Raw genomic sequence first — 23,019 nt, 5'->3', positions numbered from 1 at the left:
CGCCCTCAGGCCGGTTCGGGCGCGTCCTGCTCGTCGGTGTGCGCGACGTGCCGGAGCTGGTGCCAGATGAGCACGACGAAGATCGCGGACCCCACGAAGGCGAACCAGAAGGGCGCGGTCACGCCGTAGCGCTGCGCGAGCGCGCCACCGATCGCCGCCCCGACCACGAGCCCGCCGAACACGCCGACGAGGTTGACGCTGCCCACCCGCCCCTGCAGCTCCGTCGGCACGGCCCGCTGGCGGATCGTCACCGACGTCGTCCCCCACACGAAGGCGTGCGCGCCGAACACGAAGAACACGATCAGCGCGAACCACGCCGTCGTCGTCAGCGCCAGCGCCAGGTGGGTGAGCGTCTCGATGATGAGCCCGATCCGCATGAGGTTCGCCAGGCTGACCCGCCGCGTGATCCACCCGTAGGACACGGTGCCGACGAGGCCGCCGAGGGCGCCCACGGTGGTGATGATCCCGAAGCCGACCGCCCCGAGCCCGAGATGCTCGCGCGCGTAGAGCACCAGGACGGACCACGCCGCCCCGAACGTCACGTTGAAGATGAGGATGGTGAGGACCAGCGTCCGCACGGCGGCGTGGTGCCGGACCCAGCGGACGCCCTCGGCGATGTCGTGGCGGATGTGGGTGTCAGGCCGCTCGCTGCGGTGCGGCGGCAGGGCGATCCGCGAGACCAGGACGGCCCCCGCGGCGACCAGGAGGGCGTCCGCCGCGAACGGCAGCGCCTGTCCGGCGGCGAACAGGAGCGCGCCGAGGGGCGGCCCGATCAGCTGGTTGACGGTCACGAACCCCGCCTGGATCCGGCTGTTGGCCAGCGCCAGGTCGTCGCGCTGCACCAGCATCGGCACCAGCGTGCTCGACGCGTTGTCCGCGAACGTCTCGGCGGTGCCCAGCAGGAACATCGCGACCAGCACGAGCGCGATCGTCGCGACGTCCGTGGCCACGGCGACGGCCAGCAGCACGAGCACGACGGTCCGCAGCGAGTCGACCAGGATCACGAGCCGCCGCCGGTCCAGCCGGTCCGTCAGGGCGCCGGCCCACAGGCCGAACAGCAGGGGCGGCAACCACTGCAGCAGCGCGGCGAGAGCGACGAGGAACGCGTCCTCCGTCCTGCTCGCCACGAGCAGCGGGCCGGCCGCGATGACGATGCCGTCGCCCAGGTTCGAGCTCCACGACGAGGCCAGCAGCCACCGGAACCGGGAGCCCAGCCGCGGCGGGACGACGGTGTCGAGGATCCGGCTCACAAGGGCGAGACGGTAGTCCCTCGGACCGGCACGGCGACAACGCAATGCCGTGGCCCCTGGCTCCCCCGGTGCAGGGCGGTGGGCCATAGTGGTGCGGTATCCGCTGACCCGAGCACAGGAGCTCCCATGGACTGGACCCTCGAAGTCGTCGTCGTGCCGGTGAGCGATCTCGCCGCCTCCATCGCGTTCTACCGCGACCAGGTCGGGTTCGACCTCGACCACGAGACCGAGAACGAGTTCATGCACGTCGCCCAGCTGACTCCGCGCGGCTCCGGCTGCTCGATCGTCATCGGCAACCTGCCGTCGCAGTCCGAGATGGCGCCGGGGTCGCTCAAGGGCGTGCAGCTGGTGGTCGCCGACGCGGCGGCCGCGCGCGACGAGCTGGTCTCCCGCGGCGTGGAGGCCTCGGAGATCACCGTCTTCGACGAGCGCGACGGCGGCACGTTCTTCGGCTTCAGCGACCCGGACGGCAACTCCTGGGCGGTGCAGCAGCTGAAGGTCCGCGGCGAGAAGCCGCTGATCCCGCACGAGGCGCGGGGGCGTTTCGGCGCGGAATGACCCGCCCGCGTCAGTCCGTCACGAGCACCCGAGGCCGCGGGGTCGGCTCCCCGTAGCCGCGCCGCCGGGCCCGCAGCGACCGCGCCACCAGGGTGGGCCGCAGGAGCAGCAGCGGCGACCCCATCAGGTGGTAGACGCGCGCCATGGACGCCTGCGCGACCACGTCGCCGTGCGCACCGAGCCGCCCGAGCTCGCGGGTCCACCGGGAGAACAGCGCGGAGAACCGGGGTACGCGGCCACCGGCGGCGGGGTAGCGCAGGTCCTCGCTGGTGGCGATCTGCCACGGGAGGTCGACGAGGCGGGCGAACCGACGCAGCAGGCGCTGGGTGTGCAGCGGGCCGCCGGCGACATCGCGCAGCGCGAGCGCCTCGAGCGCCGCGACGGTGACGCCCTGGCCGTAGACGGGGTTGAACGAGCAGAGGGCGTCGCCGACGACGAGCAGCCCCGCCGGCCAGCCCGAGACCCGGTCGTAGTGGTGGCGGACGTTCCCGGTCTGCCGGTGCACCGCGACGTCGCCGTCGGACGTCGCCACCAGGTCGGCCAGCGCCGGGTCGGGCAGGGCGGCGAGGCTTCCGACGAAGGCCGCACGCTCGCGCCCCGGACGACGCTCGCCGGACCCGACCGCGCAGACGAGCCAGCGGTCCCCCTCGACGGGCAGCGCGAGACCGCCGGACCGCTCAGGCGTCTGCAGCAGCACGATGCCGTCGGCGGCCACGGTGCCGGCCGGCACGTCGACCTCGGTCGTCGCGTACCCGACCCGGGCGTCCACCTGCGACGTGCGGGCGGCCGGGGCGCCGAGCGCCTGGAGCCAGTGCGGGAGGCGCGACGACCGCCCGGAGGCGTCGATCACCAGGTCGGCCGCCACGGCGTCGCCCCCCTCGGTGTCGACCCACCAGGGCGGTCCTCCCGACCACCCGCGCCGCAGGCCGCCGACGGTTGTCCGGTCGCGCACCTCGACGCCCGGCAGCGCCCGGACGCGACGGCGCAGGACGTGCTCGAACAGCGGTCGGGTCGCCGACGCGATGCCGTACTGCTCGGCCCGCGGCGCCCACCCGGACTCGCCCAGCCAGGCGAGGTGCCCCGTGTCGAGCGGGACCGCGCCGGCGGCGCGCAGGTCGGCGCCGAACCCCGGCAGCAGCTCCTCGATGGTGAGCAGCCCGCGGTGGAGGAACACGTGCGGCTGCCGGCCCTGCGGGACGCCCTTGCGAGGCTCCGGGCGGTCGGGCAGCGCGTCGCGCTCGAGCACGGTGATCGCGCGGTCGGGCCCGGCCAGCGCGGCGGCGGCGAGCATCCCCGCGACGCTGCCCCCGACGATGACCACCCGCCGGATCTCGTCCTGACTCTGCACCTCGCCAGCATGGCGTGCAGATCGCCGCCTGGGGAGGGTGTCAGGGTCGGACGGTCGCGGCGACGGCCACGAGGTCGACGCCCGGCGACCAGGTGTCGAGCGAGATCGTCACGGGCGGTCGGCTCGCCGAGCCGGGTCGGCGGTCAGCCCAGGAAGCCCAGGGCCTGCCCGAGGAGGGCCGCGCCACCGACGCCGATCAGCGTCCACGCGAGCATGCTCCCCGCCAGGTACACGACGTACCGCCCGTGCTCGGCCGCCGAGTGGCCCCAGCGCGGGGCCGGCGCCCAGCGCAGGGTCTCGAGCACGTCGGCGAAGCGCCTGGACGGCCGGATCGACGAGTAGGCGGGTGTGGCGGCGGACATGGGAGCTCCTGGTGGGTGCTGGCGTGGGCGTCGGGATCGCCGACACGACCATTCTTCCACCGTCGGCCGGCCCGGATCCGGGCCGATGGGCCCAGTGTGATCAACCCGTCGGATCGAGGATCGCGTCGACGGTCGCCGTCCGCACGACGCCCTCGACGGCCCGTGCGAGCTCGTCGTCGAGCGTCACGAGGTACTCCCCTTGGAGCTGCGTGAGGGCGACGTACTCGGCCGCGTAGGTCGGCGCCCAGCCCAGGCTGTCGGCGACCTTCCACGCCGCGCCCCGGAGCACGTTGTCGCCGAGCAGCCGGATCTTCAGCCGACCGACGCGCGCCACCCGGTCGCGGGCCACGGCGGCCGTGAGCTCGCCGCGGTGGACCGCCTCGTGCATCGTCGACAGCGTCTGCGACCGCAGCAGCGTGGGGGCGAGGAGCACGTGGGCGGCGGGGATCGTGGTGCCCGTCTCCGCCAGTCGCAGCGCGGCACCGGCGTCGACGACGAACCTGGTCATGGGGACCTCGCTTCGGGAGGGGCGGTGGGCCTGCCCTGGCATCGTGGCACCGGCCGGTGACATCGCGGCGTACGGTCGCGGGGTGACCAGCACCGTCGTGATGCGGACCTTGAGCGGCGTGCATCGCGCGATCGTCCGGGTGAGCGGCGGCCGGTTCGGTGGTGAGCTCCTCGGGCTGCCGTCGATCGAGCTCACCACCGTCGGGCGCCGGTCGGGGAGGCCCCGGGTGTCGATGCTGACGGTGCCGGTGCAGGTCGGGCCGGCCCTCGTGGTCGTCGCGTCGGCGGGCGGCGACGACCGACACCCCGCCTGGTACCTCAACCTGGTCGACGACCCGCACGTGCGGGTCGCGGTCGCCGGCGGCCCGCCGTCCCCGATGGTGGCGCGGGTGGCGACTCCCGACGAGCGCGCCGAGCTGTGGCCCCGCGTCACGGCCGCGCTCGCGAACTACGCGGAGTACCAGGAGCGGACCTCGCGGGTGATCCCGCTCGTCCTGCTCGAACCCGCCTGAGCCCCGGGGCTGTGCCCGACCGGGCGGCGGTGGCAGCCTGGAGCGCCATGGGGGCGACGAAGGCGACGTACTGGGACCGGCAGGCACCGACGTACGACCGCACCACCGCGTTCGTCGAGCGCCGGCTGCTAGCCCGGGCACGCGGCTGGATCGCCGACCGGGTCATCGGCACGACGCTCGAGGTCGCCGTCGGCACGGGCGCGAACCTGCCCTACTACGCGCACCGCGCGGACGACCTCACGCTCACCGACGCCAGCCAGGCGATGCTCGACGCCGCGGCCGACCGCGCGCGCGGCATCGGCAAGCCGGTCCGCCTGATCCGCGCCGACGCCGCCGACCTCGGTCTGCCGTCGGACGCGTTCGACACCGTGGTCTGCACCTACACGATGTGCTGCGTGGACGACGAGCTCGCCGTCCTGCGCGAGCTCGCGCGGGTGCTCCGACCCGGCGGTCGGCTCCTCATGGCCGACCACGTCGAGTCGTCCGCCGCGCTCGGGCGGGGCGTCCAGCGCGTGCTCGACCGCGTGACCCCCGACGAGGCCGGCGAGCACCATCGCCGCCGGCCCCTGCTCCTGATGGGAGAGGCCGGGCTCCAGGTCACCGAGAGCACCGCCTCGCGCTGGCGCCTCGTCGAGCAGCTCAGCGCGACGACGACGGTCGAGCCCTGATCACCGCTGTCGACGACCGACCGCGAAGATGCGGGAGAACTCCAGCACGACGCCCCACGGGTGTCGGGGGTAGGCACGGTCGAGCTCGGCGACGTAGTCGTCGAGGAACGCGGCTCGCTCGAGGTCGTCGGTGAGCACGTCCAGGACCGGCCGCAGCCCGGTTCCCGTGACCCACTCCAGCACGGGCGAGCGCTGCGCGCCCGCGGGGTCCAGCACGTGCAGGTAGGTGGTCCGCCACACGTCCGCCTCGAGCCCGAGCGCGGCGAGGTCGCCGAGGTACTCCGCCGGCGTCGCCACCGCGGCCGCCCGTTCGAGCGGGGGGAGCAGATCCGCCGCCCGGACGTGCCGCGCGGCGACCTCCCGCATGAGCCGGTGCGACGGGGCGTCGTAGTTGTCCGGCACCTGCAGCGCGAACCAGCCGCCGGGTGCGAGGGCGCCGACCCAGCGCGGGAACAGGTCGCGGTGGCCCGGGACCCACTGCAGCGCGGCGTTGGAGACCAGGACGTCGATCGGACGACCCAGGCCGGCCGGGTCCCAGTCCTGCGCCCGCTGCTCGACCCATTCGACCCGGCAATCGGCATCGTGACCGCGGGCGGCGTCCAGCATCTGCCGGGACGAGTCGATGCCGACGACGCGCGCGTCCGGCCAGCGCTCGGCCAGGCCGAGCGTCAGGGGGCCGTCACCGCACCCGACATCCACGACGAGGGCGGGTGCCGACGCCTCGACCCGCGCGAGGAGGTCGGCGAACGGTCGGCCACGGTGCGTCCCGAACAGCGCGTACTGGCGCGGGTCCCACATGGCACTCCTCCGTCACCGGCCGGAAAGTATCTCGACATCAAGATACATCCGACGAGAGGCGGTGCCGGACGACCTGGGGGTGCCGACCCTCGTCGGCACCCCCCACCGCTCAGGTCCGGCAGGTCGCACCGGGCGTCGTGCTGCTCCCGTTCTTGTAGAAGGTGACGCCGAAGGTGTTGCCGGACCCGTTCGGCGTGACGGTCCGGGTGGACCCGCTGCCGCTGACCGTGGCGTTCCAGCTGCTCTGCACGCTCTGGCCGCCGTTCAGCGTGAGCGTCACGGTCCACGCGCTGCCGCCGCTGACGGCGTACGTCACGTTGAACCGGTCGGACCACTCCTCACCGCGCGTGACCGTGACGGTGCAGGAGCCGCCGCCCGCCGGGGGAGGCGTCGTCGTGCCCCCGCCTCCCGAGGCGGCGCAGGTGGCCGACGGCGTCGTCGCGTTGCCGTTCTTGTAGAACGTCACGCCGAACGTGTTGCCGGCACCGTTCGGTGTGACGGTGCGGGTCGAGCCGCTGCCGGCGACGTTCGCGTTCCAGCTGTTCTGGACGCTCTGGCCGCCGTTGAGGGCGAGCGTCACCGTCCACGCGCTGCTGCCGCTGACGGCGTAGGTGACGTTGAAGCGGTCGGACCACTCGTCGCCACGGGTCGCGGTGACGGTGCAACCGTTGCCCGATCCGCCGCCGGTCGGTGGAGGCGTGGTGGTCCCGCCGCCGCCCGTGCCCTCGCTGACGGTGATGTTCGAGCTCCCGCTCGACTGGTACCCCTCCGTCGCCATGATCATGTAGTTGTGGGTGCCGAGGTTCATGCCCTTGGACGCCCACGCGTCGAAGTGGTTGCCCGTCGTGATGGTGCCGCCGCCGGACTTCTTCGCCTGCCGCACGCTCCAGTACTGGTAGAACGTCGCGGTGCCCTGGATGGAGGGCTGGTTGACCCGCTGGGTGCGGTAGATGTCGTACGTGCCGCCGTCGCTGCTGACCGTTCCCATGAACGTGCCGGTGGGTCGGTACGTGCCCCAGCTGTCGACCACGTAGTACTCGACCAGCGGGCTCGTGGTCCAGCCGTAGAGCGCGAGGTAGGCGTTGCCCGACGGGTTGAACGTGCCGGAGTAGTTGACGGTCTTGCGCCCGCCGGTGCTCCAGCCCTTGCCGGCGACGAAGTTCCCCGTGTTGCTCCACCGGGTGGAGTAGCTCCCGCCGGACCCGAGGTCCATGGAGACGGTGCCGGGGCTGTCGGTCCAGAACGAGTAGTAGAAGCCGTTGTCGGTGCCGGTCTGGTTGGAGGTCACCGCGGCGTTCGCGGCGCTGGCCGCGACCAGCCCGCCGGCGACCAGGGCGGCAGCGGCGAGGGCGCCGACGAGGGCGCGCAGCGACCGCTGCCGGATCGGCGCTCCACGCGTCTGGGCGAAACTATCGGACATCGTGCACTCCCTTGTGCGTCTTCCGGGTCAGGACGGATGCGGACAGGTGCCCGCATGCGAGAGCAGGGAGCAGGTGACCGCGTGTCACGTCGTCATCGATATCGACAACGTTATCGAGCAGTGTGTCGCCGGCGGCCCAGCGTGAGAACGGCTCGTGCGAGAGATGAACCGTTTAGGTTAGCGTGGAGGGCTCCCGGCGCCGCTGGCGCGCCAGGTATCGCAACTCCACGGGCGGCGGTGGCCGCGCCTCGCCCGACCCGTGCCTTGCGGCCGAACATCCGCAAGCGGGATCAGCGCCGCAGAACGGACACGGTGCCCTAGTCTCGCCTCATGCTCATCCTCGGCCTGATCCTCTTCGGGATGCTCATCGGCGCCCTCGCCCAGCTCATCCTCGGCAAGGGGCGCAAGGGCATCGACTGGACCATGGCGATCATCGCGGGCCTCGTCGGCTCGTTCGTCGGCGGCCTGCTCGCCAGCCTCCTCGCCGGCGACGGCCTGGAGCTGCGGCCCAGCGGCATCATCGGCTCGATCATCGGCGCGCTGATCATCACGCTGATCTGGCGCTGGACCAGGGACCGGTCGGCCGCCTGAGGTCCGCCCCGGGTGGTCAGCGCCCGCGCTGCACCAGCGCGCGACGCGTCACCATCTGCTGGCCGACGATCAGCAGCGCGAAGCCCCAGATCGCGTAGCGGTCGCTCGCGGCCGACGCCTGGAGGACGAACGACCCCTCCGAGCCGGCCATGCTCTTCGTGATCGCGTTCCAGTTGAGCGCGGCGACCAGGTTGCCGACGCCGACGGCGCACAGCAGCCCGCCGACCGACACCCAGCGACGGGCCCAGTCGCGCCACCGGTCGGTCGTCCCGACGCTGTCGAGGTCGCTCGTCGTCTGCATGGCCTGACCTCCGTCGGAAGACCGCACCGCTCTGTCGCGCCGACGGTAGCGGTGCAAGCCACCCGGTGACCGGCGTTCGCCCATCGTCTGGCCAACGAATTGGCCACGCGCGCGATGCTGCCGGCCGGAGTGCGCGCGCGGGACGCCGGCATCGCTCCGCCGACTGACCGGGTGGCGGAGCGCCCTACGACCCCGCGGCCGCGGAGCTGGCGCCGCCCGCGTCCGAGGCCGCCGGCTCGTCGTCGGCGCGCTCGTGCCGCAGCAGGTCACCGGGCTGGCAGTCGAGCACCTCGCACAGCGCCTCGAGCGTGGTGAACCGGACGGCCTTGGCCCGGCCGTTCTTCAGCACGGCGAGGTTGGCGGGCGTGATGCCGACGCGGTCCGCCAGGTCCCCGACGGACATCTTCCGGCGGGCCAGCATCACGTCGATGTCGACGACGATCGGCATCAGATCACCTCGTCGAGCTCGGCGCGCAGCGTGGAGGCCGTGGTGTCCAGCGCGACGGCCTTGGCCAGCAGCACGCGCAGCACGAGGACGAGCAGTGCGATGCCGGCCGTGCCGACGCCCGCGATCACGACGACCATGACCATGCCGGGCGGCACGGCCTCCCCGGGGGCGAGGACGAAGGACAGTGCGACGGCGAGCAAGGTCGCCGCGACGGCGGAGCCGATGATGACGTCGACGAACCGGAACGCCGCGGGGCTGAACACGGTGTCCCGCTTGACCATGGTGAGCAGCCGCCAGATACAGACGAGCGCGACCTCGACGGTGAGCACGCCGAGGATGCCGATGACGACGACGGCCCAGCGCAGGAACACCAGGTCAGGGGCCTCCTCGGCGATGTCGATACCGAGCAGCGGGAAGAGCATCACCTGCAGGAACAGCATCCCGGCGCACATGAGCACGATCAGGCCCCGGAGGGCGAGGACGGTGAGGCGTCCCACGGAAGACCTCGATTCATCTATTGATTAACGATAGATAACTATCGTTCCTCGTCGCCAGGAAGGCAAGGGCAGTCGGTTGGCCCACCGGTCGGGCCGCGACCCGATTGAGTCAGTCGATGAGGAGCGGGGGTGCAGCTGACGCGCTCACAAGGGGAGCGGCCGGTTCTCGACGACGGACTTCATGACCAGCGTCGACGCCGCGCGCTGCACGCCGGGCAGCGTGGAGAGCCGGTCGTCGTCGAGCTGCTGGAAGGGCGGGAGGTCTCGGCCGACGACCCGCAGCAGGTAGACGAAGGTAGCGGCTCAGGCGGGGCCGGCGGCGGTGAGCCGCGCCACCTGCGCGTCGAGGTAGCGGCGCTCCGCCACGTTCGTGGCACGGCCGGCCGCCTGGCGGTAGTGCGCGAGGGCACGGACCGTGTCGCCCGCGAGCTCGTGCAGGTACGCGCGCAGCTGGTCGACGCGAGGCAGCGAGTCGTCCACGCCGTCGAGGATCGCCAGCCCCGCGGCCGGCCCGTGGACCATCCCCGCCGCAACCGCCCGGTTGAGCGTCACCACGGGGCTGCCGGTCATCCGCTCGAGCAGCTCGTACAGCGCGAGGATCTGCGGCCAGTCCGTCGCGTCGGCGGTCCGGGCCTGGTCGTGGATCGCTGCGATCGCCGCCTGCAGCTGGTACTCGCCGACCGCCCCCCGGCCGATCGCGCCGTCGAGCAGCGCGGTCCCCTCGGTGATCCGCGCGCGGTCCCATCGACCCCGGTCCTGCTCGGCCAGGGTCACGGGCCCGCCGGAGGCGTCGGTCCGGGCGGCCCGCCGGGCGTCGGTCAGCAGCATCAGCGCGAGCAGACCGGTGACCTCGGCGTCGTCGTCGGCCGCGTGCAGCAGCCGCGCGATCCGGATCGCCTCGTCCGACAGGTCGACGCGGGTGAGGTCCTCGCCCGCGCTGCCCGTGTAGCCCTCGTTGAACATCAGGTAGAGGACCCGCAGCACGCTGCGCAGCCGGGCCAGGCGTTCGTCGAGGGCAGGCATCGAGAACCGCTCGCCGGCGACCCGCTGCTTGGCGCGGCTGATGCGCTGCGCCATGGTCGCCTCGGGCACGAGGAACGCGCGGGCGATCTCGGCCGTGGTCAGCCCGCCGACCGCCCGGAGCGTGAGCGCGATCGCCGATGCGGGTGTGAGGACCGGGTGGCAGCAGAGGAAGAGCACGGTCAGCGTGTCGTCCTCCTCGATGCCCCCGCCGGCCGCCGGCTCCGTGGCGACGCGGACCTCGCGGTCTCGTCGGGACGCGTCGCTGCGCCACTGGTCGACCATCCGTCGTGACGCCGTCTGCAGCAGCCAGCCGCGCGGCTGCGCCGGGACGCCCTGCTCCGACCAGTGCCGCGCGGCCACGATCAGCGCCTCCTGGACGGCGTCCTCGGCCGCGTCGAAGTCGCCCCACCTCCGCGCGAGCGTGCCGAGGACCTGCGGCGCCAGCTCGCGCAGCAGGTCCTCGACGTCGCGCGGGACGTTCAGCGCGGGTTGCTCGCCGTCTCGAGGAACGCGTTCATCTCCTCGACGTCGGAGGGTCCGTCGTCCATGATCCGACGCACCTGGATGGGCTGCTGCGTGGGGACGCCGCCACGACCCGGCACCGCCGACACGAGTCCGGCGATCTCGACCGCGCGCTCCTCGGTCTCCACGTCGACGATCTGGTACCCGGCGACCCACTCCTTGAACTCCTGGAACGGGCCGTCGGTGACCACCGTCGTCGCGCCGTCCGACCGCACGACCTTGGCCAGGTCCGGGCCGGTGAGGATCTCCCCGCCGACCAGCTCGCCGCTCGCGATCAGCTCCTGGTTGAGGCGCCCGTAGTAGTTCAGGTGGTCCGCGACCTCCTGGTCGGACCAGTCGGACATGGGCGCCTCGTCGGGACCGCTCTGGAAGTCCACGATCAGCAGGTACTTGGCCATGATGCTCCTCCTTCGTCGTGCCCAGATTGGCACCTTCACTCGTCGAACGGAGCCCGCTGCCGTTTCTCTACATCGTCGGCAGGAGTAGTTTCCGCGCATGGACTCCTCGTCCTCGACCCGCCTGCCCGGCCGGCTCGTGCCCGCGAGCGGCGGCCACGTGCCCGTGCGCGTCCGCGGGTTCCTCGAGCAGGCCGCCCCCCGCCGCGCGGGCCGTTCGGAGCGCGGGTTCGCGGTCTCGCTGGCCCGCACCGAGCACGCCGTGGTCAAGGTCCTCGACGGCAGCACGGTGCTGGGGTTCCTGCCCCCGACCTGGTCGCAGGCCGTCGACTTCGAGCTGTGGTCGTGCGAGCAGGCGGGCGAGCCGGCGCTGGCCCGGGCCATCCTCGAGGGCGTGCCCGGCGAGCGCGACCTGTTCGTGATGCTCGACTGGCCGCGCCCGCGGTCCTAGCGGCCGTCGCGGTCGAGCGCCGCGGCATCACGCGTCGGGACCAGCAGTCAGTGCGCGAGGTACGCAGCCACCCAGACCAGCGGTGCGTTCCAACGGATGCACACGTCGTTCGTCACCTCGGACGTCGGCTCGTCCAGGTAGCACAGCTGCGGCGGGAGGCCGACGAGCCGCGCGTCGTAGGGGAAGTCCGGCGCCGGGCAGGAGTTCGCGCCGCCCGCGAGCGCGCCCCGCGGCGGCCCGGGCATCGACGGGTCGAGGGCGTGGCCGAACAGCCGCGTGCGCTGGCGGTGGCTGTCGTCCTGGCCGTAGCCGGTGACGTAGCTCTGTCCGAGCGCGTTGCGGCCCAGCAGGTAGTCCATGCCGGAGGCGACGGCATCCCGGTACCGGGCGGCGCCGGTGACCAGCTGGGCGACGCCGAGCACGACCAGGTTGTTCAGGAGCCGGCCGTTCGAGCCCCAGCCCCATCCCGTCGCCGGCGCGTAGGGCTGGTCCCACGGCTGGCGGGACTGCAGCTCGAGCAGCCGGTCGGCGCCCCGGCGCACGCTGTCGACCACCCGGTCGTGGTCGTCGAGGAGGCCGCCGTGCTGTGCCAGGCCGAGGCGGGCCGGGGCGCTGACGCGGTCGAAGTCGAAGCCCGCGTCGTCGAAGGGGTCCGCGGCATGCTCGGGAGACGCGAGGACCTGCTCCGCGTACGCCCGGTCCCCGGTGGCGAGCCACAGCTCGGCGGCCGCCCAGTAGAAGTCGTCGACGACGTCGCCGTCGTTGTACGGGCCGCCGCCGTGGCGCGCATGGTCGTCGGGGGCGACGAGGTCGGGGTGGAGCCGGGCTGCGTCGTAGGCCGACCGCGCCGCCGCGACCAGCCGCTGCGCGTAGCCGGCGTCGACGGACCGGAAGCGCCGGGCACCAGCCGCGGCAGCCGCGGCCAGGTGCAGAGCGGCGTTCGTCGACGGGCGGTGCAGGACCCGCACGGTCGGGTCGAGGTGCGGCCAGCCCGGCAGCGGCGACCAGGTCGTGCCGTGGACGCGGTGGAAGGCCAGGCCGGCCAGGGGCCGCCCGTCCGGCACCTGCATCCGGAGCAGCCAGTCGAGCTGCCAGCGGCACTCGGCGAGCAGGTCGTCGCGTAGGCGGGAGCCACCTGGCAGGACATCGAGGGTGCCGAGCAGCTGCCACACCGCGAGCGCGCCGCTGGTCGTGTACTTCCCGTAGTCGCCGGCGTCGTACCAGCCCCCCGACACGTCGTACGTGCCGTCGTCGTGCCACCCGGGATAGAGCAGCTCCGCCTCGGGTCCCGTCCACGCGGGCACTGCGGCATCGCCCAGGTGCCCCGCGGGTCGGGCGTACCCGGGAACGTCGATCGCGGTCCCCGATCGCATCAGCGAGAAGAAGCCGAGGGCGTCCTCCGCCAGGCCGGCGTACAGTCGCTCGTCCACCCGGAAGGGGTGGCTGACGCCGTCGGCGCACCGGACGCGGAACGTGCCCGCCGGGAGGCCGGCCAGGTCGAGGACGTGCACGGTGAGGCCCGAGGTCGGCTCCGGCCGGACGTGCCACGGCTGCGAGACGCCGCCGCCGACCTCGAGTCCGTCGTCGCCCACGACGCGGAACGGCACGGGGTCGGCGCTCGACGAGACGAGCGTCGCCCGCATGGGGAGGCCGGCGAGGTAGCCCAGCTGGTTGACCCGCACGGCCGGTCGCTCGGCGAGCACGTCCGTCACGGACCAGGTGGGCGCGCTCACCTGCCGCAGCCTAGAACCGTCGCCCTCGGCGGCACGAGGCCCTGACCTCGCCGTCGCCGGGTGCCGATGCAGCGACGGAACCTAGGCGACGACGCTCTCCGTGGGGTCGGCGTCGATCAGGGTGGCGAGCGCGGACGCGGTGACGTTCGCGCCGAACGCCGGGCTGCCCGGCTGGAGGCGCGCGCCGGCGCGCAGGGGTCCGACGACGACCGGGTCGAAGCCCAGGCGGTCGACGAGCTCGGAGACGGCCGCCGTCGCGGGCGAGTCGTCGCCGGCGATCGCGATCGCCTTGCGCCCCGGCGTCCCGGCGGGCCGGGCCTCGCCGTCGAGGTCGTGGTACCCCATGTGGTTGAACGCCTTGACCACCCGGGATCCGGGCAGGAGCTGCTGCACGAGCTCGCTGGTGGTGGTGGCGGGGTCGGTGAGGTCGTCGCGGAGGCCGTCGATCTCCCACCAGTAGTTCATGGCGTCGACGACGAGCTTGCCCGACAGGGCGTCGACGGGGATCTCGCGATACTTGCCGAGCGGGAGCGCGAGGATCACGACATCGGCCGCGGCAACGGCGTCGCGAGCGGTCACGGCCGAAGCGCCGGGGACGAGCACCTCCACGGTCAGGGCGATCTTGGCGGGGTCGCCCGAGCCCGCCACCAGCACGCGGTAGCCGGCGGCGACGGCGAGCCGGGCGAGCACGGTACCGACCTTCCCGGCTCCGAGGATGCCGACGGTCGCGGGCGTCACGCGTCGGCCACGAGGTCGCGGACCATCGGGATGACCTTGGTGCCGTAGAGCTCGACGTTGCGCAGGCGGGCGTCGGCCGGCTGGGCGCCGGTGGTGTAGATCATGTCGAACCGGCCCACCCCGAGGCCCGTGACGGCGTCGGCGATCTTGCGCGCGACGGTCTGCGGCGACCCCACGTACAGCGAGCCGTGGGCGACCTCGGCGTCGAACTCCTCCCGGCGCACCGGCGGCCAGCCGCGCAGCGCTCCGATGCGGTCGCGCTGGACGCGGTAGTGGGGCCAGAAGACCTCGACCGCCTCCTCGTCGGTGTCGGCGACGAACCCGGGCGAGTGCATGCCGACAGGGTGGGCGGTGGTGCCGAACTGCGCAGCCGCGCGGCGGTAGAGATCGAGGTACGGCGCGAAGCGCAGGGGATCGCCGCCGATGATCGCCAGCATGAGCGGCAGGCCGTACTGGGCGGTCCGCACGACGGACTGCGGAGATCCGCCGACGCCGACCCAGGTGGTCAGGTGCCCGGACTCCGTCTTGGGGAAGACGTCGGCGTCCGTCAGCGGAGCGCGCGTGGTGCCGGACCACGTCACGGGCTGCTCGGTGAGCAGCCGGGAGAACAGCTCGATCTTCTCCTCGAAGAGGACGTCGTAGTCGGCCAGGTCGTACCCGAACAGCGGGAAGGACTCGGTGAACGAGCCGCGCCCGAGGATGACCTCGGCGCGGCCGTCGGACAGGGCGTCGAGGGTGGCGAACCGCTGGAACACGCGCACGGGGTCGTCGGAGCTCAGCACGGTCACGCCGGAGGCGAGGCGCAGGCGGGAGGTCCGGGCGGCGATCGCGGCGAGGACGGTCTCCGGGGACGACACGGAGTACTCGGGGCGGTGGTGCTCGCCCAGCGCGATGACGTCGACGCCGACCTGGTCCGCCAGGACCGCCTCCTCCACGACCTGCCGGATCGACCTGGCGTGCGAGACGAGCTCCCCGTCCGGACCGAGCGGGCGGTCGCCGAACGAGTCGAGTCCGAGCTGGAGGGTGGTCATGAGCTGCTCCGTCTGAGGCATCAGTAGTTGACGAATCAACTATCCATCGTCAGAATTGACATGTCAACCCGAGGAGCGACCGCCATGAGGTCCACACCCGACGCCGACCAGCTGCGCATCTGGCGCGACTTCGTCGAGACCACCGAAGCGCTGCGCACCCGGCTGTCTGCGCGTCTGCAGGCCGAGTCGTCGCTGTCGTCGGGCGACTACTCGGTCCTCCTCGCGCTCACCGAGGCCACCGACCGCCGGCTCCGCTCGTCGGAGCTCGCCGACGCGGTCGGCTGGGAGCGCAGCCGGCTCTCCCACCACATCGGCCGCATGGAGCGGCGCGGGTTGGTCGCCCGGCAGGCCGGCCCGGGAGCCTGCATCCAGCTCACCGAGGCCGGCGCCGGCACGTTCCGTCGCGCGTCGGTGCCCCACCTGCGCGCCGTCCACGACCTGTTCGTCGACGCCCTCACCCCGGAGCAGATCGTCGCCGCCGGCCAGATCGCCGCCGCACTGCAGGCCAGGCTCTCCGACCCCGGCGCCTGACCGCCCCCGCGGCCCGGGCTGATAGGAAGGTGGCCGTGCCGATCCTTCCGAGAGAGCGCGACCCCCGGCTCATCACGATCCGGCGCGGCGGAACGCTGACGGACGAGGACCACCGGCTGCTGGCCGGCTGGGCCCTGGCGTGCGCCGAGCACGTGCTCCCCCTGTTCGAGGCCGAGCGACCGGACGACAGCCGCCCGCGGCAGGCACTCGACCTCGGCCACGCGTGGATCCGCGGCGAGGTGCCGATGCGCGTCGCGCACCAGATCGCGTTCCAGGCGAACGCCGCGGCGCGCGGGCTGCCGGACCCGGCGAAGTTCGCGGCGTTGTCGGCGGGACAGGCGGTCGCGGTGGCCCACGTCGCGGCCCACGACCTGGGCGCGGCCGCGTACGCGATCAGGGCGGCGGGCACGGCCGGGGCGACCGAGCGTGAGTGGCAGCGCGCGCGGCTCCCGGAGACCGTCCGTGAGCTGGTCCTCGACGACCAGCGACGCCGGAGCGCCATCTGCTGGCACGTCTTCGACGACTGACGGGGTCCTACCAGCTGCGGCGCACGGTCGCCTTCGGCCCGGACACCAGGCTCGCCGCGGGCACGTCGTCGACCACGACGGCGCCGGCGGCGATGACCGCGTCGCGCCCGATGCTCACGCCGGGCAGGATCGTCGCGCCGGCGCCGATCCACACGTTCTCCGCGACGTCGATCGGTGCGCCCGTCAGGTACAGCGTGCGCTCGGCGGGATCGACGGGGTGGCCGCCGGTGATGAACGTGACCTGCGGGCCGATCATGACCCGCTCGGCGATGCGGATGCCGGCGTAGTCCAGGAACGTGCAGCCCTGGTTGATGAAGACTCTCTCGGCCAGCTCGAGGTGCAGCCCGTGATCCGTGTAGAACGGCGGGTAGATCGTGAGCCTCGAGGGGAGCGGCCGACCCAGGATCTGCTCGAGCAGCGCGGCCTTGCCCGCGTCGTCGTCGAACGGCAGGACGTTCAGGCGCGAGGTGAGGGCGGTGACCTCCAGCACCCTGTCCGCCATCGCCTGGAACTCGGGGCTGTGGATGCGCATGAGGTGGCCGCTGGACACACCGCGATCCTCTCCCGGGTTCGGCGGACGACGAGGAGGAGGGGCGGCGAGCCGGGATGTCGGAGGGCGCTCCTAGCGTGGGCGCATGAGCATCCGACCGTTCGTCGTCGACGTCCCGCAGCCGGTCCTCGACGACCTGCACGACCGCCTGTCGCGCACGCGCTTCCTCGACGACTCGCCCCGGCGGCCGGCCTCCGGCATGTCGGCGTCGTACCTGAGGGACCTGGTTTCTTCGTGGGAGAGGTTCGACTGGAGGGCTCGCGAGGCCTGGCTCAACCAGCACCCGCAGTTCCTCGCCGACGTGGACGGCACCACGCTGCACTTCGTGCACCTGCGTTCGGGTGCACCGGACGCGCCCGTCCTCCTGGTGATGCACGGCTGGCCGCACACGTTCGCGCTGCAGCTGGACTTCGCCGACCTGCTGACCGGCTTCGACGTGGTCGTCGTGAGCCTGCCGGGGTTCGCGTTCTCGCCGCCGCTCGACGGGGCGATGACCGAGCAGAGGCTCGCCCACCTGGTGCACGCGCTCATGACGGACGTGCTCGGCTACTCCCGCTACCTGACCTACGGCGAGGACCTGACCGCCAACGTGAGCGACCTCGTCGCCGCGTCGCACCCCGATGCCGTCGCCGGGATCGTCGTGACCCACGCGCACTTCCTGTCGCAGGAGGAGCAGGGGGCGACGACGGACCCGACCGAGAAGGCCTTCTACGAGCGCATGTCCGCCGGCTGGTACCAGCAGGCCGGCTACGCCCACCTCCAGGGCACCCGACCCGACACGCTCGCCGCCGGCCTGAACGACTCCCCGGCCGGCCTGCTCGCGTGGCTGACCGAGAAGCTGGTCGAGTGGAGCGACACCCCGCAGGGCGACCCGGCGGGCGTCGAGCGGCGCATCTCGCGGGACCGGATACTCACCGAGGCCACGCTGTACTGGGCGACCCAGACCGTCGCGACGTCGTTCCGGTCGTACTTCGACGGGGGAGACGCCGTGATCCCGCCGGTCGAGGTGCCCGCCGCCGTCTTCGTCCAGCGGCACGAGCACGACAACCCGGAGTCGGTGGCGCGGCGGTTCTACCGGGACCTTCGGGTCTTCGAGCGGTTGCCCGAGGGGGGCCACTTCGCCGTCGCGGAGGTGCCGCAAGCGATGGCGGAGCGGGTGCGGCGGTTCGTCCAGGAGCTCCGTCCGGCGCGATGACCCTGGCGCTCGGGCGCCCCGCCGGAAGGTCAGCCGACCGTCAGGGCGCGGACGAGGGCTCCGGGGCGCCATGATCGGCTCATGGACGACGAGGCAGCGCAGAGCCCGGGCGTGGACTGGCGCGAGATCGCCGTCGTCGTCCTGCTCTCCGTGACGACGATCCTGACCGCGTGGGTGGGGTTCCAGTCGAGCAAGTGGGGCGGGGCCATGTCGATCTCGTTCAGCCAGGCCTCGACGCAGCGCATCGAGGCCACACGCTTCGAGGGCGTCGCGAACCGCAAGATCACCGTGCAGGCGACCCTCTTCTCGCAGTGGCTCGCCGCGTACTCGGCGAACGACATGGAGCTCGCGGACTTCCTGTCCGAGCGGTTCCCGGAGCCGCTTGGCACGGCGTTCCCGATCTGGGTCGAGTCGAAGCCGCTGCAGAACCCCGACGCTGCCGCCACGCCGTTCGACCTGCCCGAGTACGCGATCCCGGAGCTCGCCCAGGCGAAGGCTGCCGACGCCCGCGCCGACGCGAAGTTCCAGCAGGCACTGACCAACAACCAGCGCGGCGACAACTACACCCTGCTGACCGTGGCGTTCGCCGCTGTGCTGTTCTTCGCGGCGATGTCCGGCCGGATGCGCTCGACGCGCGGCGGCGACGTCCTGCTCGGGCTCGCCGTCGTGCTCTTCCTCGTGGCGTCGTCGTTCCTGGTCGCGTTCCCCAAGCTGGTGTAGAGGTCTGTTCTCACCGCAGCCCGTGAGCCTTGAAGAGCAGCGTCTCCTGCTCCTGGTCGGGCAGGAGCTCCCGGACCTCCTGCGCGCAGCGGCAGCCGACGGCGATCTTGGCCGCCCACGCCAGCGCCTCGTCGCGCGTGGCGACGTCGACGACCGCGAACCCACCGACGACCTCCTTGGTCTCCGGGTAGGGACCGTCGGTGACCGTGCCGTCCGTCGCCACGATGCTCGCCTGCTGCCTCTGCAGTCCCGCGCCGTACACCCACACGCCCGCGTTCACGGCCTCCTCGACCACCGCGTGCGCGGCCTTGCCCACGTCGGGCCAGTCCTCGTCGGGGATGTGGTCCATCGCGCCGTCGTTGAACGAGATCAGGTACCGCGTCATCTCAGACTCCTCCGCCCGGCTGCCTGGTGCGGCTGCCTCTCACCAGTGCAACGAACCATGCGCATCGAATCCGACGCTAGGCCATCGATGTCGTGAGAAGAGCGACCATCGAGCAGGTCGCCGGCCGTGTCGACCAGGGCGCCGCCGGCTTCGGCGAACGCGTCCAGGACCCGGCGGGAGGCGGCGTCGTCGGTGGTCCGGCCGAAGGTGTTGCAGCCGAGTCCGACGGCCACCGAGAGGTCGGCACCCCATCGATCCTCATCCATCGGGCGGCCGGCGTCGTGGCTCACGAGGGCTCCGGTTCCATGCGAACGGTGGTCCCCAGAGGAAAGCAGCCGGCACCGACAGTGTCGTCAGGACTCCCGCTGCTCGGGCGCGAACGCCAGGCGCACGGCGCCCCGGTGGAGCTGCACGGCGATGAGGACGACGAGCACGCCCAGGAGGACCTGCTCGATCTTCATCCAGACGGGGTAGCCCGTGTCGGGCGCCAGGACGATGGCCACGATCCCGACGGGTGCCAGGAGCGAGATCCACCGCATGCGGACGTAGGCCGTCCGGCTCCCGCGGGCCGCCGCAGCGGTGACGGCGACGAGCACGAAGCAGGCCACCGCGACGGCACCCCCGCGCAACCAGACGACCCAGTTGACCTCCTTCGGGTCGATCGCCGCGAGCAGCCCGGCGACCGCCAGCGTGACGACGGACAAGACAGCGCAGGAGAGCCAGAGGCGTCTGACCGTGCCCAGAGCGGCGGTCACCTGCGGGTCCTTCGTGGTGTCGATGGTCATGTCGGGCGTCCTTCCGGTCGGGTGGCACGGTCGTAGAGCGCGACGATCTCGTCGATGGCGCGGTGGGTGGCGGCCTGGCCCGCGGGCATCCGGGTGGCGAACGCATCGATCGTCGCCCGGATGGATCGGGCGACGACGGCGGCGTCGAAGTCGCGGAGCTCGCCCGCCTCCTGCCCCTGGGTCAGCAGCAGGGCGAGGAGCAGGGCCGAGGTGTCCTCCCGCAGCGAGCTGTCCTGTCGGGGAGCGTTCGAGATCACCTCGATCACGGCACGCGCAGCGTCGCGGTTGTCGGCGAGGTAGCGCAGGTTCGTGCGGATGTACGCCGCGAGCTTGCCCCGAACGGTCTCCTCACGTCCCATCGCCGGCACCATCACCGCCGCCGCGTCGGTGACGACGGTCTCGACGACCGCGCCCATGAGCGCGGCCTTGTCGGCGAAGTGGTACGAGATCATCCGGGTGCTGCTCAGCTCGGCCCTCTGCCGGATCGACTCGAAGGTCGCGCCGGCATAGCCGAGATCGGCGAGCGCGCCGATCGTCGCGTCGACGATCTCCCGTCGGCGATCGACGGCTCTGCGGTAGACGCGTGCTGCGGCGGCCATGGGCCCGATATTACTCAGATGAGTAAATCTGGCAAGATCGCGCGGCATCCGCCGTGGCCGCGGGTCGTCCTCGATGAGGAGTGGGGGCACCGCCGGTACGCGGAGCGCCACCTGACCCGCGGGACGTGGCGGGTCAGAGGAGGTCGGCGCGGTGCCGGCTGCTGGCCGGATGGATGAAGTCGGCGGCCGGTCTGCGCAGCCACTGGGTCAGCCGCATCGCGAGAGCCATGTCGGCCATCCGCGCGCGCCGCAGCCCGGTCAGCCGAGCGGGGGTGCAGCCGATGTGATCGGCCAGCGCCGCCCAGGTGAGCCCTTGCTCCCGCCGCTGTTCGTCGACCGCGGAGTGGAGCTGGGCCAGGTCCCAACGGAGTCGGCTGTCGGGGCCCGGCTCCGGGAGCCGGGTGTCGCCGACGTCCACAGCGGGGCCGACGAGGAACGCCTCGGGCGGGTCGCCGAGCCAGCGCAGCAGGTAGAGCGCGTACTGGCACGACGTCTCGCCTCGCGCACCGAGCCGGGAGACCGCACCGCCGCAGAGCGGGTGGTCGTCGCGTTCGGCATTGAGCTGCACGGACAGGTCCCACAGCTCGTCGGCGAACGCGTGCCAGTGCAGGCCCTGGCTCCGGCGTGCGTCGTCGACGGCGGTGAAGAACGCCGCGAAGTCGAACGTGGCGAGCGCATCGGTCGTTTCGCTCACGTGTCCCCCTGCCGTTCCGCGTGCTTCCTGCGCACACGACGAGCCTGACCTACGCGCGTCGGGCATGTCGAGCGTCCGTGCCGGCTACGTGGCAGCCAGCCCTGGGCGTCACTCCCCGTGCACATGGACGGGTCGCTGGGCGACGAGCTCCAATCGCATGACCGGCCGACTCGGGTAGGTGCGGCCGATCTCGTGGAAGCCGGCCGCCTCGAACATGGCGAGCGTTCCGGTGAACAGCGCCGAGCCGGAGACGGTGGCGGCCCGGAGCCTGGGGACGTCGACCGGGTGACCCTCGATGGCCGACGCCCCGTGCCGACGGGCGTGCTCGACGGCGGCCACCAGCAGAGCCGTCCCGACGCCTGCGTGGCGGTGCTCGCGGCGAACCGCGAAGCAGGTCACCCACCAGACCGCCGGATCATCGTCGAGAAGGCGTTTCACCGCCCGGTTCCTCACGACCCCCGGGAGCGTCAGGCGCGGCACGACCCGGGACCATCCCGCCGGGTGGCCGTCGACGTAGGCGACGAGCCCCACGGGGACGTCGGCCGCCTCGATCTCCCGGTGCAGCTCGTCGCGATTGCTCGGCTGGTCGTGCGTGCGAAATCGTTGGCACCAGCAGGAGTCGGGGGTGGCCGCGCGACCGCCGAACGCCGCGACGACGTCGGACCAGCGATCCGGCGCAGCGGTCTCGACGCGAATCCGGGCGCCGGTCATGGTCGACGGACCTGGTCCGCGATCGACGACACGAACCCGCTGAGCTCGCCCACCCGTGCTCCCTCGTCTCTCCGGCACGTCCCGCGGCTTCCCCCGCCTGCCCGTTCCCACCCGGAGCTCCGACCCTATTCGCCGGGCCACTGCCCAGGGGTTCGCGCGAGTGCGCTCCTGTCGGGGGAGACTGGGGGACAGCAACCTTTTGCTTCGACGAGGAGTCCACCGTGCCCCAGGGAACTGTCCGCTGGTTCGACGCCGAGCGGGGGTTCGGCTTCCTCGCCCTCGGGGACGAGGCTGAGGACCTGTTCGTGCACGCGTCCGAGATCATCGGCGACGACGGGGCGAGGGCGCTCCGAGAGGGGCAGGTCGTCGAGTTCGAGGTGGGCGAGGGGGACCGCGGCCCGCAGGCCCGCCGTGTCCGGGTCACGGGCGACCACGCGCCGGACGCACCCCTGGGTGTGCTCGGCACGGTCTCCTGGTACGAGCCGGGCAAGGGATACGGCTTCGTCACGCCCGACGGCGGTGGTGCGGAGATCTTCGTGCACAGCTCGGCCATCGTGGGCGGCGGCGTGATCTCGGACGGGCAGCGGGTGGCGTTCCTGGTGGTCGACGGGGACAAGGGGCCGCAGGCGGACCACCTGCTGCCGCTCGGGGCGGAGGCCGCCGGGCGGCCGCGGTCGTCCGACGGAGCGGACGGCACCGTGTCCTGGTACGACGGGGAGAAGGGCTTCGGGTTCGTCACACCGGATACGGGCGGCGAGGACCTCTTCGTCCACGTCCGGGCGCTGCCCGGCGGGGTGACCGAGCTGTTCGAGGGCGATCGCGTGACCTACGACGTCGGCACCAGCGAGAAGGGGCTCCAGGCCCGCAGCATCCGGCTCGTGGGCGGCTCGGACGCCCCCGCGGCGCCGGTACGCGGTCGGTCGGGCCCCCCGGCGGCACCCGGCGACGCTGTGCGCGGCGGCGAGGGCGTGGTGGCGCGCTACGACGCGCAGCGCGGCTTCGGCTTCATCACACCGGATGCCGGGGGCGCGGACCTGTTCGTGCACGTCTCCGTCGTGCGGGGCGCCGAGGCGCTGGAGGAGGGCGACCGGGTCCGGTACAAGGTGCGTCAGAGCGATCGAGGTCCACAGGCCGACAGCGTCGAACGGGTGTGAGCCGGGCCGAACCGC

Annotated in this window: 32 protein-coding genes; 10 read left to right on the top strand and 22 right to left on the bottom strand. The window is 72.8% G+C overall.

What is annotated here, in order from left to right; translation table 11 throughout:
• Positions 1-5: 5 nt before the first annotated feature.
• A complete protein-coding gene (locus AC1DT4_RS04635; protein ID WP_477088596.1) occupies positions 6-1,250 on the bottom strand; it encodes an MFS transporter in 1,245 nt (414 codons plus the stop codon).
• Positions 1,251-1,376: 126 nt separating this feature from the next.
• Here AC1DT4_RS04635 and AC1DT4_RS04630 point away from each other — a divergent pair, with 126 nt between their 5' ends.
• Positions 1,377-1,808 carry a VOC family protein gene (locus AC1DT4_RS04630; RefSeq protein ID WP_477088595.1) on the top strand — a complete coding sequence of 144 codons (432 nt, stop codon included), beginning with the start codon at positions 1,377-1,379 and terminating at the stop codon, positions 1,806-1,808.
• 10 nt (positions 1,809-1,818) lie between these two features.
• Here the strand turns inward: AC1DT4_RS04630 and AC1DT4_RS04625 are convergent, their stop codons facing one another.
• The 3 genes from AC1DT4_RS04625 to AC1DT4_RS04615 all read right to left on the bottom strand — a co-directional run bounded on the left by AC1DT4_RS04625 (position 1,819) and on the right by AC1DT4_RS04615 (position 4,026).
• On the bottom strand, positions 1,819-3,156 hold the full coding sequence (locus AC1DT4_RS04625; RefSeq protein ID WP_477088594.1) for an NAD(P)/FAD-dependent oxidoreductase: 1,338 nt from the start codon (positions 3,154-3,156) through the stop codon (positions 1,819-1,821).
• Positions 3,157-3,299: 143 nt separating this feature from the next.
• Positions 3,300-3,518, bottom strand: a complete 219-nt coding sequence (locus tag AC1DT4_RS04620; RefSeq protein ID WP_477088593.1) for a chemotaxis protein CheW — start codon at positions 3,516-3,518, stop codon at positions 3,300-3,302.
• Positions 3,519-3,618: 100 nt separating this feature from the next.
• Positions 3,619-4,026: a type II toxin-antitoxin system VapC family toxin gene (locus AC1DT4_RS04615; RefSeq protein WP_477088592.1), complete on the bottom strand. Its 408-nt coding sequence runs from the start codon at positions 4,024-4,026 to the stop codon at positions 3,619-3,621.
• A gap of 82 nt (positions 4,027-4,108) precedes the next feature.
• On the opposite strand from AC1DT4_RS04615, the gene AC1DT4_RS04610 reads away from it, so the two are divergent.
• Together AC1DT4_RS04610 and AC1DT4_RS04605 are read left to right on the top strand one after the other, a co-directional pair.
• Entirely contained in the window at positions 4,109-4,537 is a 429-nt protein-coding gene (locus tag AC1DT4_RS04610) for a nitroreductase/quinone reductase family protein (RefSeq protein ID WP_477088591.1), read from the top strand.
• Between the two features lie 47 nt (positions 4,538-4,584).
• Complete coding sequence (locus tag AC1DT4_RS04605; protein WP_477088590.1) at positions 4,585-5,205, top strand: class I SAM-dependent methyltransferase; 621 nt, start codon at positions 4,585-4,587, stop codon at positions 5,203-5,205.
• Here AC1DT4_RS04605 and AC1DT4_RS04600 read toward each other — a convergent pair whose 3' ends face one another.
• Together AC1DT4_RS04600 and AC1DT4_RS04595 are read right to left on the bottom strand one after the other, a co-directional pair.
• A complete protein-coding gene (locus AC1DT4_RS04600; protein WP_477088589.1) occupies positions 5,206-6,003 on the bottom strand; it encodes a methyltransferase domain-containing protein in 798 nt (265 codons plus the stop codon). It lies immediately after the preceding gene.
• Positions 6,004-6,112: 109 nt separating this feature from the next.
• Positions 6,113-7,423: a glycoside hydrolase family 11 protein gene (locus AC1DT4_RS04595; protein ID WP_477088588.1), complete on the bottom strand. Its 1,311-nt coding sequence runs from the start codon at positions 7,421-7,423 to the stop codon at positions 6,113-6,115.
• 330 nt (positions 7,424-7,753) lie between these two features.
• Between AC1DT4_RS04595 and AC1DT4_RS04590 the strand changes: the two genes are divergently transcribed.
• Positions 7,754-8,014 carry a GlsB/YeaQ/YmgE family stress response membrane protein gene (locus tag AC1DT4_RS04590; protein WP_477088587.1) on the top strand — a complete coding sequence of 87 codons (261 nt, stop codon included), beginning with the start codon at positions 7,754-7,756 and terminating at the stop codon, positions 8,012-8,014.
• Between the two features lie 16 nt (positions 8,015-8,030).
• Here the strand turns inward: AC1DT4_RS04590 and AC1DT4_RS04585 are convergent, their stop codons facing one another.
• The 6 genes from AC1DT4_RS04585 to AC1DT4_RS04560 form a co-directional block, all read right to left on the bottom strand.
• Positions 8,031-8,315 carry a hypothetical protein gene (locus tag AC1DT4_RS04585; RefSeq protein WP_477088586.1) on the bottom strand — a complete coding sequence of 95 codons (285 nt, stop codon included), beginning with the start codon at positions 8,313-8,315 and terminating at the stop codon, positions 8,031-8,033.
• Positions 8,316-8,499: 184 nt separating this feature from the next.
• Entirely contained in the window at positions 8,500-8,763 is a 264-nt protein-coding gene (locus tag AC1DT4_RS04580; RefSeq protein WP_477088585.1) for a helix-turn-helix domain-containing protein, read from the bottom strand.
• Positions 8,763-9,260, bottom strand: a complete 498-nt coding sequence (locus AC1DT4_RS04575; RefSeq protein WP_477088584.1) for a DUF2975 domain-containing protein — start codon at positions 9,258-9,260, stop codon at positions 8,763-8,765. Before AC1DT4_RS04575 ends, AC1DT4_RS04580 begins: the two co-directional genes overlap by 1 nt.
• Before the next feature lie 144 nt (positions 9,261-9,404).
• Positions 9,405-9,542, bottom strand: coding sequence for a hypothetical protein (locus AC1DT4_RS04570; RefSeq protein WP_477088742.1), 138 nt, complete (start codon positions 9,540-9,542; stop codon positions 9,405-9,407).
• Positions 9,543-9,563: 21 nt separating this feature from the next.
• Entirely contained in the window at positions 9,564-10,727 is a 1,164-nt protein-coding gene (locus AC1DT4_RS04565) for an RNA polymerase sigma factor (RefSeq protein ID WP_477088741.1), read from the bottom strand.
• A gap of 35 nt (positions 10,728-10,762) precedes the next feature.
• Complete coding sequence (locus AC1DT4_RS04560; protein ID WP_477088583.1) at positions 10,763-11,203, bottom strand: YciI family protein; 441 nt, start codon at positions 11,201-11,203, stop codon at positions 10,763-10,765.
• 97 nt (positions 11,204-11,300) lie between these two features.
• On the opposite strand from AC1DT4_RS04560, the gene AC1DT4_RS04555 reads away from it, so the two are divergent.
• Positions 11,301-11,651 (top strand): hypothetical protein, encoded by a 351-nt coding sequence (locus AC1DT4_RS04555; protein ID WP_477088582.1) that lies wholly within the window; start codon positions 11,301-11,303, stop codon positions 11,649-11,651.
• A 47-nt stretch (positions 11,652-11,698) separates the two neighbouring features.
• Here AC1DT4_RS04555 and AC1DT4_RS04550 read toward each other — a convergent pair whose 3' ends face one another.
• From AC1DT4_RS04550 to AC1DT4_RS04540, 3 genes are all read right to left on the bottom strand, one after another.
• The gene (locus AC1DT4_RS04550; protein ID WP_477088581.1) at positions 11,699-13,384 is read right to left on the bottom strand and encodes a glycoside hydrolase family 9 protein; all 1,686 of its coding nucleotides are present in this window, start codon (positions 13,382-13,384) and stop codon (positions 11,699-11,701) included.
• Between the two features lie 81 nt (positions 13,385-13,465).
• Positions 13,466-14,122, bottom strand: coding sequence for an NADPH-dependent F420 reductase (locus AC1DT4_RS04545; RefSeq protein ID WP_477088580.1), 657 nt, complete (start codon positions 14,120-14,122; stop codon positions 13,466-13,468).
• Entirely contained in the window at positions 14,119-15,153 is a 1,035-nt protein-coding gene (locus AC1DT4_RS04540) for an LLM class flavin-dependent oxidoreductase (RefSeq protein ID WP_477088579.1), read from the bottom strand. Before AC1DT4_RS04540 ends, AC1DT4_RS04545 begins: the two co-directional genes overlap by 4 nt.
• Positions 15,154-15,237: 84 nt before the next feature.
• Between AC1DT4_RS04540 and AC1DT4_RS04535 the strand changes: the two genes are divergently transcribed.
• Together AC1DT4_RS04535 and AC1DT4_RS04530 are read left to right on the top strand one after the other, a co-directional pair.
• The gene (locus AC1DT4_RS04535) at positions 15,238-15,684 is read left to right on the top strand and encodes a MarR family winged helix-turn-helix transcriptional regulator (RefSeq protein WP_477088578.1); all 447 of its coding nucleotides are present in this window, start codon (positions 15,238-15,240) and stop codon (positions 15,682-15,684) included.
• Between the two features lie 35 nt (positions 15,685-15,719).
• Complete coding sequence (locus tag AC1DT4_RS04530; RefSeq protein ID WP_477088577.1) at positions 15,720-16,211, top strand: putative immunity protein; 492 nt, start codon at positions 15,720-15,722, stop codon at positions 16,209-16,211.
• A gap of 7 nt (positions 16,212-16,218) precedes the next feature.
• Here the strand turns inward: AC1DT4_RS04530 and AC1DT4_RS04525 are convergent, their stop codons facing one another.
• Positions 16,219-16,761: a DapH/DapD/GlmU-related protein gene (locus AC1DT4_RS04525; protein ID WP_477088576.1), complete on the bottom strand. Its 543-nt coding sequence runs from the start codon at positions 16,759-16,761 to the stop codon at positions 16,219-16,221.
• Positions 16,762-16,846: 85 nt separating this feature from the next.
• On the opposite strand from AC1DT4_RS04525, the gene AC1DT4_RS04520 reads away from it, so the two are divergent.
• Positions 16,847-17,956 (top strand): epoxide hydrolase family protein, encoded by a 1,110-nt coding sequence (locus AC1DT4_RS04520; RefSeq protein WP_477088575.1) that lies wholly within the window; start codon positions 16,847-16,849, stop codon positions 17,954-17,956.
• Positions 17,957-18,037: 81 nt separating this feature from the next.
• Positions 18,038-18,676, top strand: a complete 639-nt coding sequence (locus AC1DT4_RS04515) for a hypothetical protein (protein ID WP_477088574.1) — start codon at positions 18,038-18,040, stop codon at positions 18,674-18,676.
• Between the two features lie 10 nt (positions 18,677-18,686).
• Here the strand turns inward: AC1DT4_RS04515 and AC1DT4_RS04510 are convergent, their stop codons facing one another.
• From AC1DT4_RS04510 to AC1DT4_RS04485, 6 genes are all read right to left on the bottom strand, one after another.
• Positions 18,687-19,061 carry a YciI family protein gene (locus tag AC1DT4_RS04510; protein ID WP_477088573.1) on the bottom strand — a complete coding sequence of 125 codons (375 nt, stop codon included), beginning with the start codon at positions 19,059-19,061 and terminating at the stop codon, positions 18,687-18,689.
• A complete protein-coding gene (locus AC1DT4_RS04505) occupies positions 19,058-19,351 on the bottom strand; it encodes a hypothetical protein (protein ID WP_477088572.1) in 294 nt (97 codons plus the stop codon). The genes AC1DT4_RS04510 and AC1DT4_RS04505 overlap by 4 nt, the downstream gene beginning before the upstream one ends.
• A 63-nt stretch (positions 19,352-19,414) precedes the next feature.
• The gene (locus AC1DT4_RS04500) at positions 19,415-19,846 is read right to left on the bottom strand and encodes a hypothetical protein (RefSeq protein WP_477088571.1); all 432 of its coding nucleotides are present in this window, start codon (positions 19,844-19,846) and stop codon (positions 19,415-19,417) included.
• A complete protein-coding gene (locus AC1DT4_RS04495; protein WP_477088570.1) occupies positions 19,843-20,445 on the bottom strand; it encodes a TetR/AcrR family transcriptional regulator in 603 nt (200 codons plus the stop codon). The genes AC1DT4_RS04500 and AC1DT4_RS04495 overlap by 4 nt, the downstream gene beginning before the upstream one ends.
• Before the next feature lie 133 nt (positions 20,446-20,578).
• A complete protein-coding gene (locus AC1DT4_RS04490) occupies positions 20,579-21,139 on the bottom strand; it encodes a hypothetical protein (RefSeq protein WP_477088569.1) in 561 nt (186 codons plus the stop codon).
• A gap of 108 nt (positions 21,140-21,247) precedes the next feature.
• Positions 21,248-21,850 carry a GNAT family N-acetyltransferase gene (locus tag AC1DT4_RS04485; protein ID WP_477088568.1) on the bottom strand — a complete coding sequence of 201 codons (603 nt, stop codon included), beginning with the start codon at positions 21,848-21,850 and terminating at the stop codon, positions 21,248-21,250.
• Between the two features lie 221 nt (positions 21,851-22,071).
• Between AC1DT4_RS04485 and AC1DT4_RS04480 the strand changes: the two genes are divergently transcribed.
• Positions 22,072-23,004, top strand: coding sequence for a cold-shock protein (locus tag AC1DT4_RS04480; RefSeq protein ID WP_477088567.1), 933 nt, complete (start codon positions 22,072-22,074; stop codon positions 23,002-23,004).
• Positions 23,005-23,019 lie beyond the last annotated feature (15 nt).

This window comes from Cellulomonas sp. P4_D11 (assembly GCF_056401915.1).
This window is presented reverse-complemented; position numbering and strand designations above follow the sequence as displayed.

Bases quoted from the DNA above. Each gene is read 5' to 3' on its own strand.
- AC1DT4_RS04630 (WP_477088595.1), top strand. From the start codon at position 1,377: ATGGACTGGACCCTCGAAGTCGTCGTCGTGCCGGTGAGCGATCTCGCC.
- AC1DT4_RS04620 (WP_477088593.1), bottom strand. From the start codon at position 3,518: ATGTCCGCCGCCACACCCGCCTACTCGTCGATCCGGCCGTCCAGGCGC.
- AC1DT4_RS04615 (WP_477088592.1), bottom strand. From the start codon at position 4,026: ATGACCAGGTTCGTCGTCGACGCCGGTGCCGCGCTGCGACTGGCGGAG.
- AC1DT4_RS04605 (WP_477088590.1), top strand. From the start codon at position 4,585: ATGGGGGCGACGAAGGCGACGTACTGGGACCGGCAGGCACCGACGTAC.
- AC1DT4_RS04600 (WP_477088589.1), bottom strand. From the start codon at position 6,003: ATGTGGGACCCGCGCCAGTACGCGCTGTTCGGGACGCACCGTGGCCGA.
- AC1DT4_RS04595 (WP_477088588.1), bottom strand. From the start codon at position 7,423: ATGTCCGATAGTTTCGCCCAGACGCGTGGAGCGCCGATCCGGCAGCGG.
- AC1DT4_RS04590 (WP_477088587.1), top strand. From the start codon at position 7,754: ATGCTCATCCTCGGCCTGATCCTCTTCGGGATGCTCATCGGCGCCCTC.
- AC1DT4_RS04585 (WP_477088586.1), bottom strand. From the start codon at position 8,315: ATGCAGACGACGAGCGACCTCGACAGCGTCGGGACGACCGACCGGTGG.
- AC1DT4_RS04580 (WP_477088585.1), bottom strand. From the start codon at position 8,763: ATGCCGATCGTCGTCGACATCGACGTGATGCTGGCCCGCCGGAAGATG.
- AC1DT4_RS04560 (WP_477088583.1), bottom strand. From the start codon at position 11,203: ATGGCCAAGTACCTGCTGATCGTGGACTTCCAGAGCGGTCCCGACGAG.
- AC1DT4_RS04555 (WP_477088582.1), top strand. From the start codon at position 11,301: ATGGACTCCTCGTCCTCGACCCGCCTGCCCGGCCGGCTCGTGCCCGCG.
- AC1DT4_RS04540 (WP_477088579.1), bottom strand. From the start codon at position 15,153: ATGACCACCCTCCAGCTCGGACTCGACTCGTTCGGCGACCGCCCGCTC.
- AC1DT4_RS04535 (WP_477088578.1), top strand. From the start codon at position 15,238: ATGAGGTCCACACCCGACGCCGACCAGCTGCGCATCTGGCGCGACTTC.
- AC1DT4_RS04520 (WP_477088575.1), top strand. From the start codon at position 16,847: ATGAGCATCCGACCGTTCGTCGTCGACGTCCCGCAGCCGGTCCTCGAC.
- AC1DT4_RS04515 (WP_477088574.1), top strand. From the start codon at position 18,038: ATGGACGACGAGGCAGCGCAGAGCCCGGGCGTGGACTGGCGCGAGATC.
- AC1DT4_RS04510 (WP_477088573.1), bottom strand. From the start codon at position 19,061: ATGACGCGGTACCTGATCTCGTTCAACGACGGCGCGATGGACCACATC.
- AC1DT4_RS04500 (WP_477088571.1), bottom strand. From the start codon at position 19,846: ATGACCATCGACACCACGAAGGACCCGCAGGTGACCGCCGCTCTGGGC.
- AC1DT4_RS04495 (WP_477088570.1), bottom strand. From the start codon at position 20,445: ATGGCCGCCGCAGCACGCGTCTACCGCAGAGCCGTCGATCGCCGACGG.
- AC1DT4_RS04485 (WP_477088568.1), bottom strand. From the start codon at position 21,850: ATGACCGGCGCCCGGATTCGCGTCGAGACCGCTGCGCCGGATCGCTGG.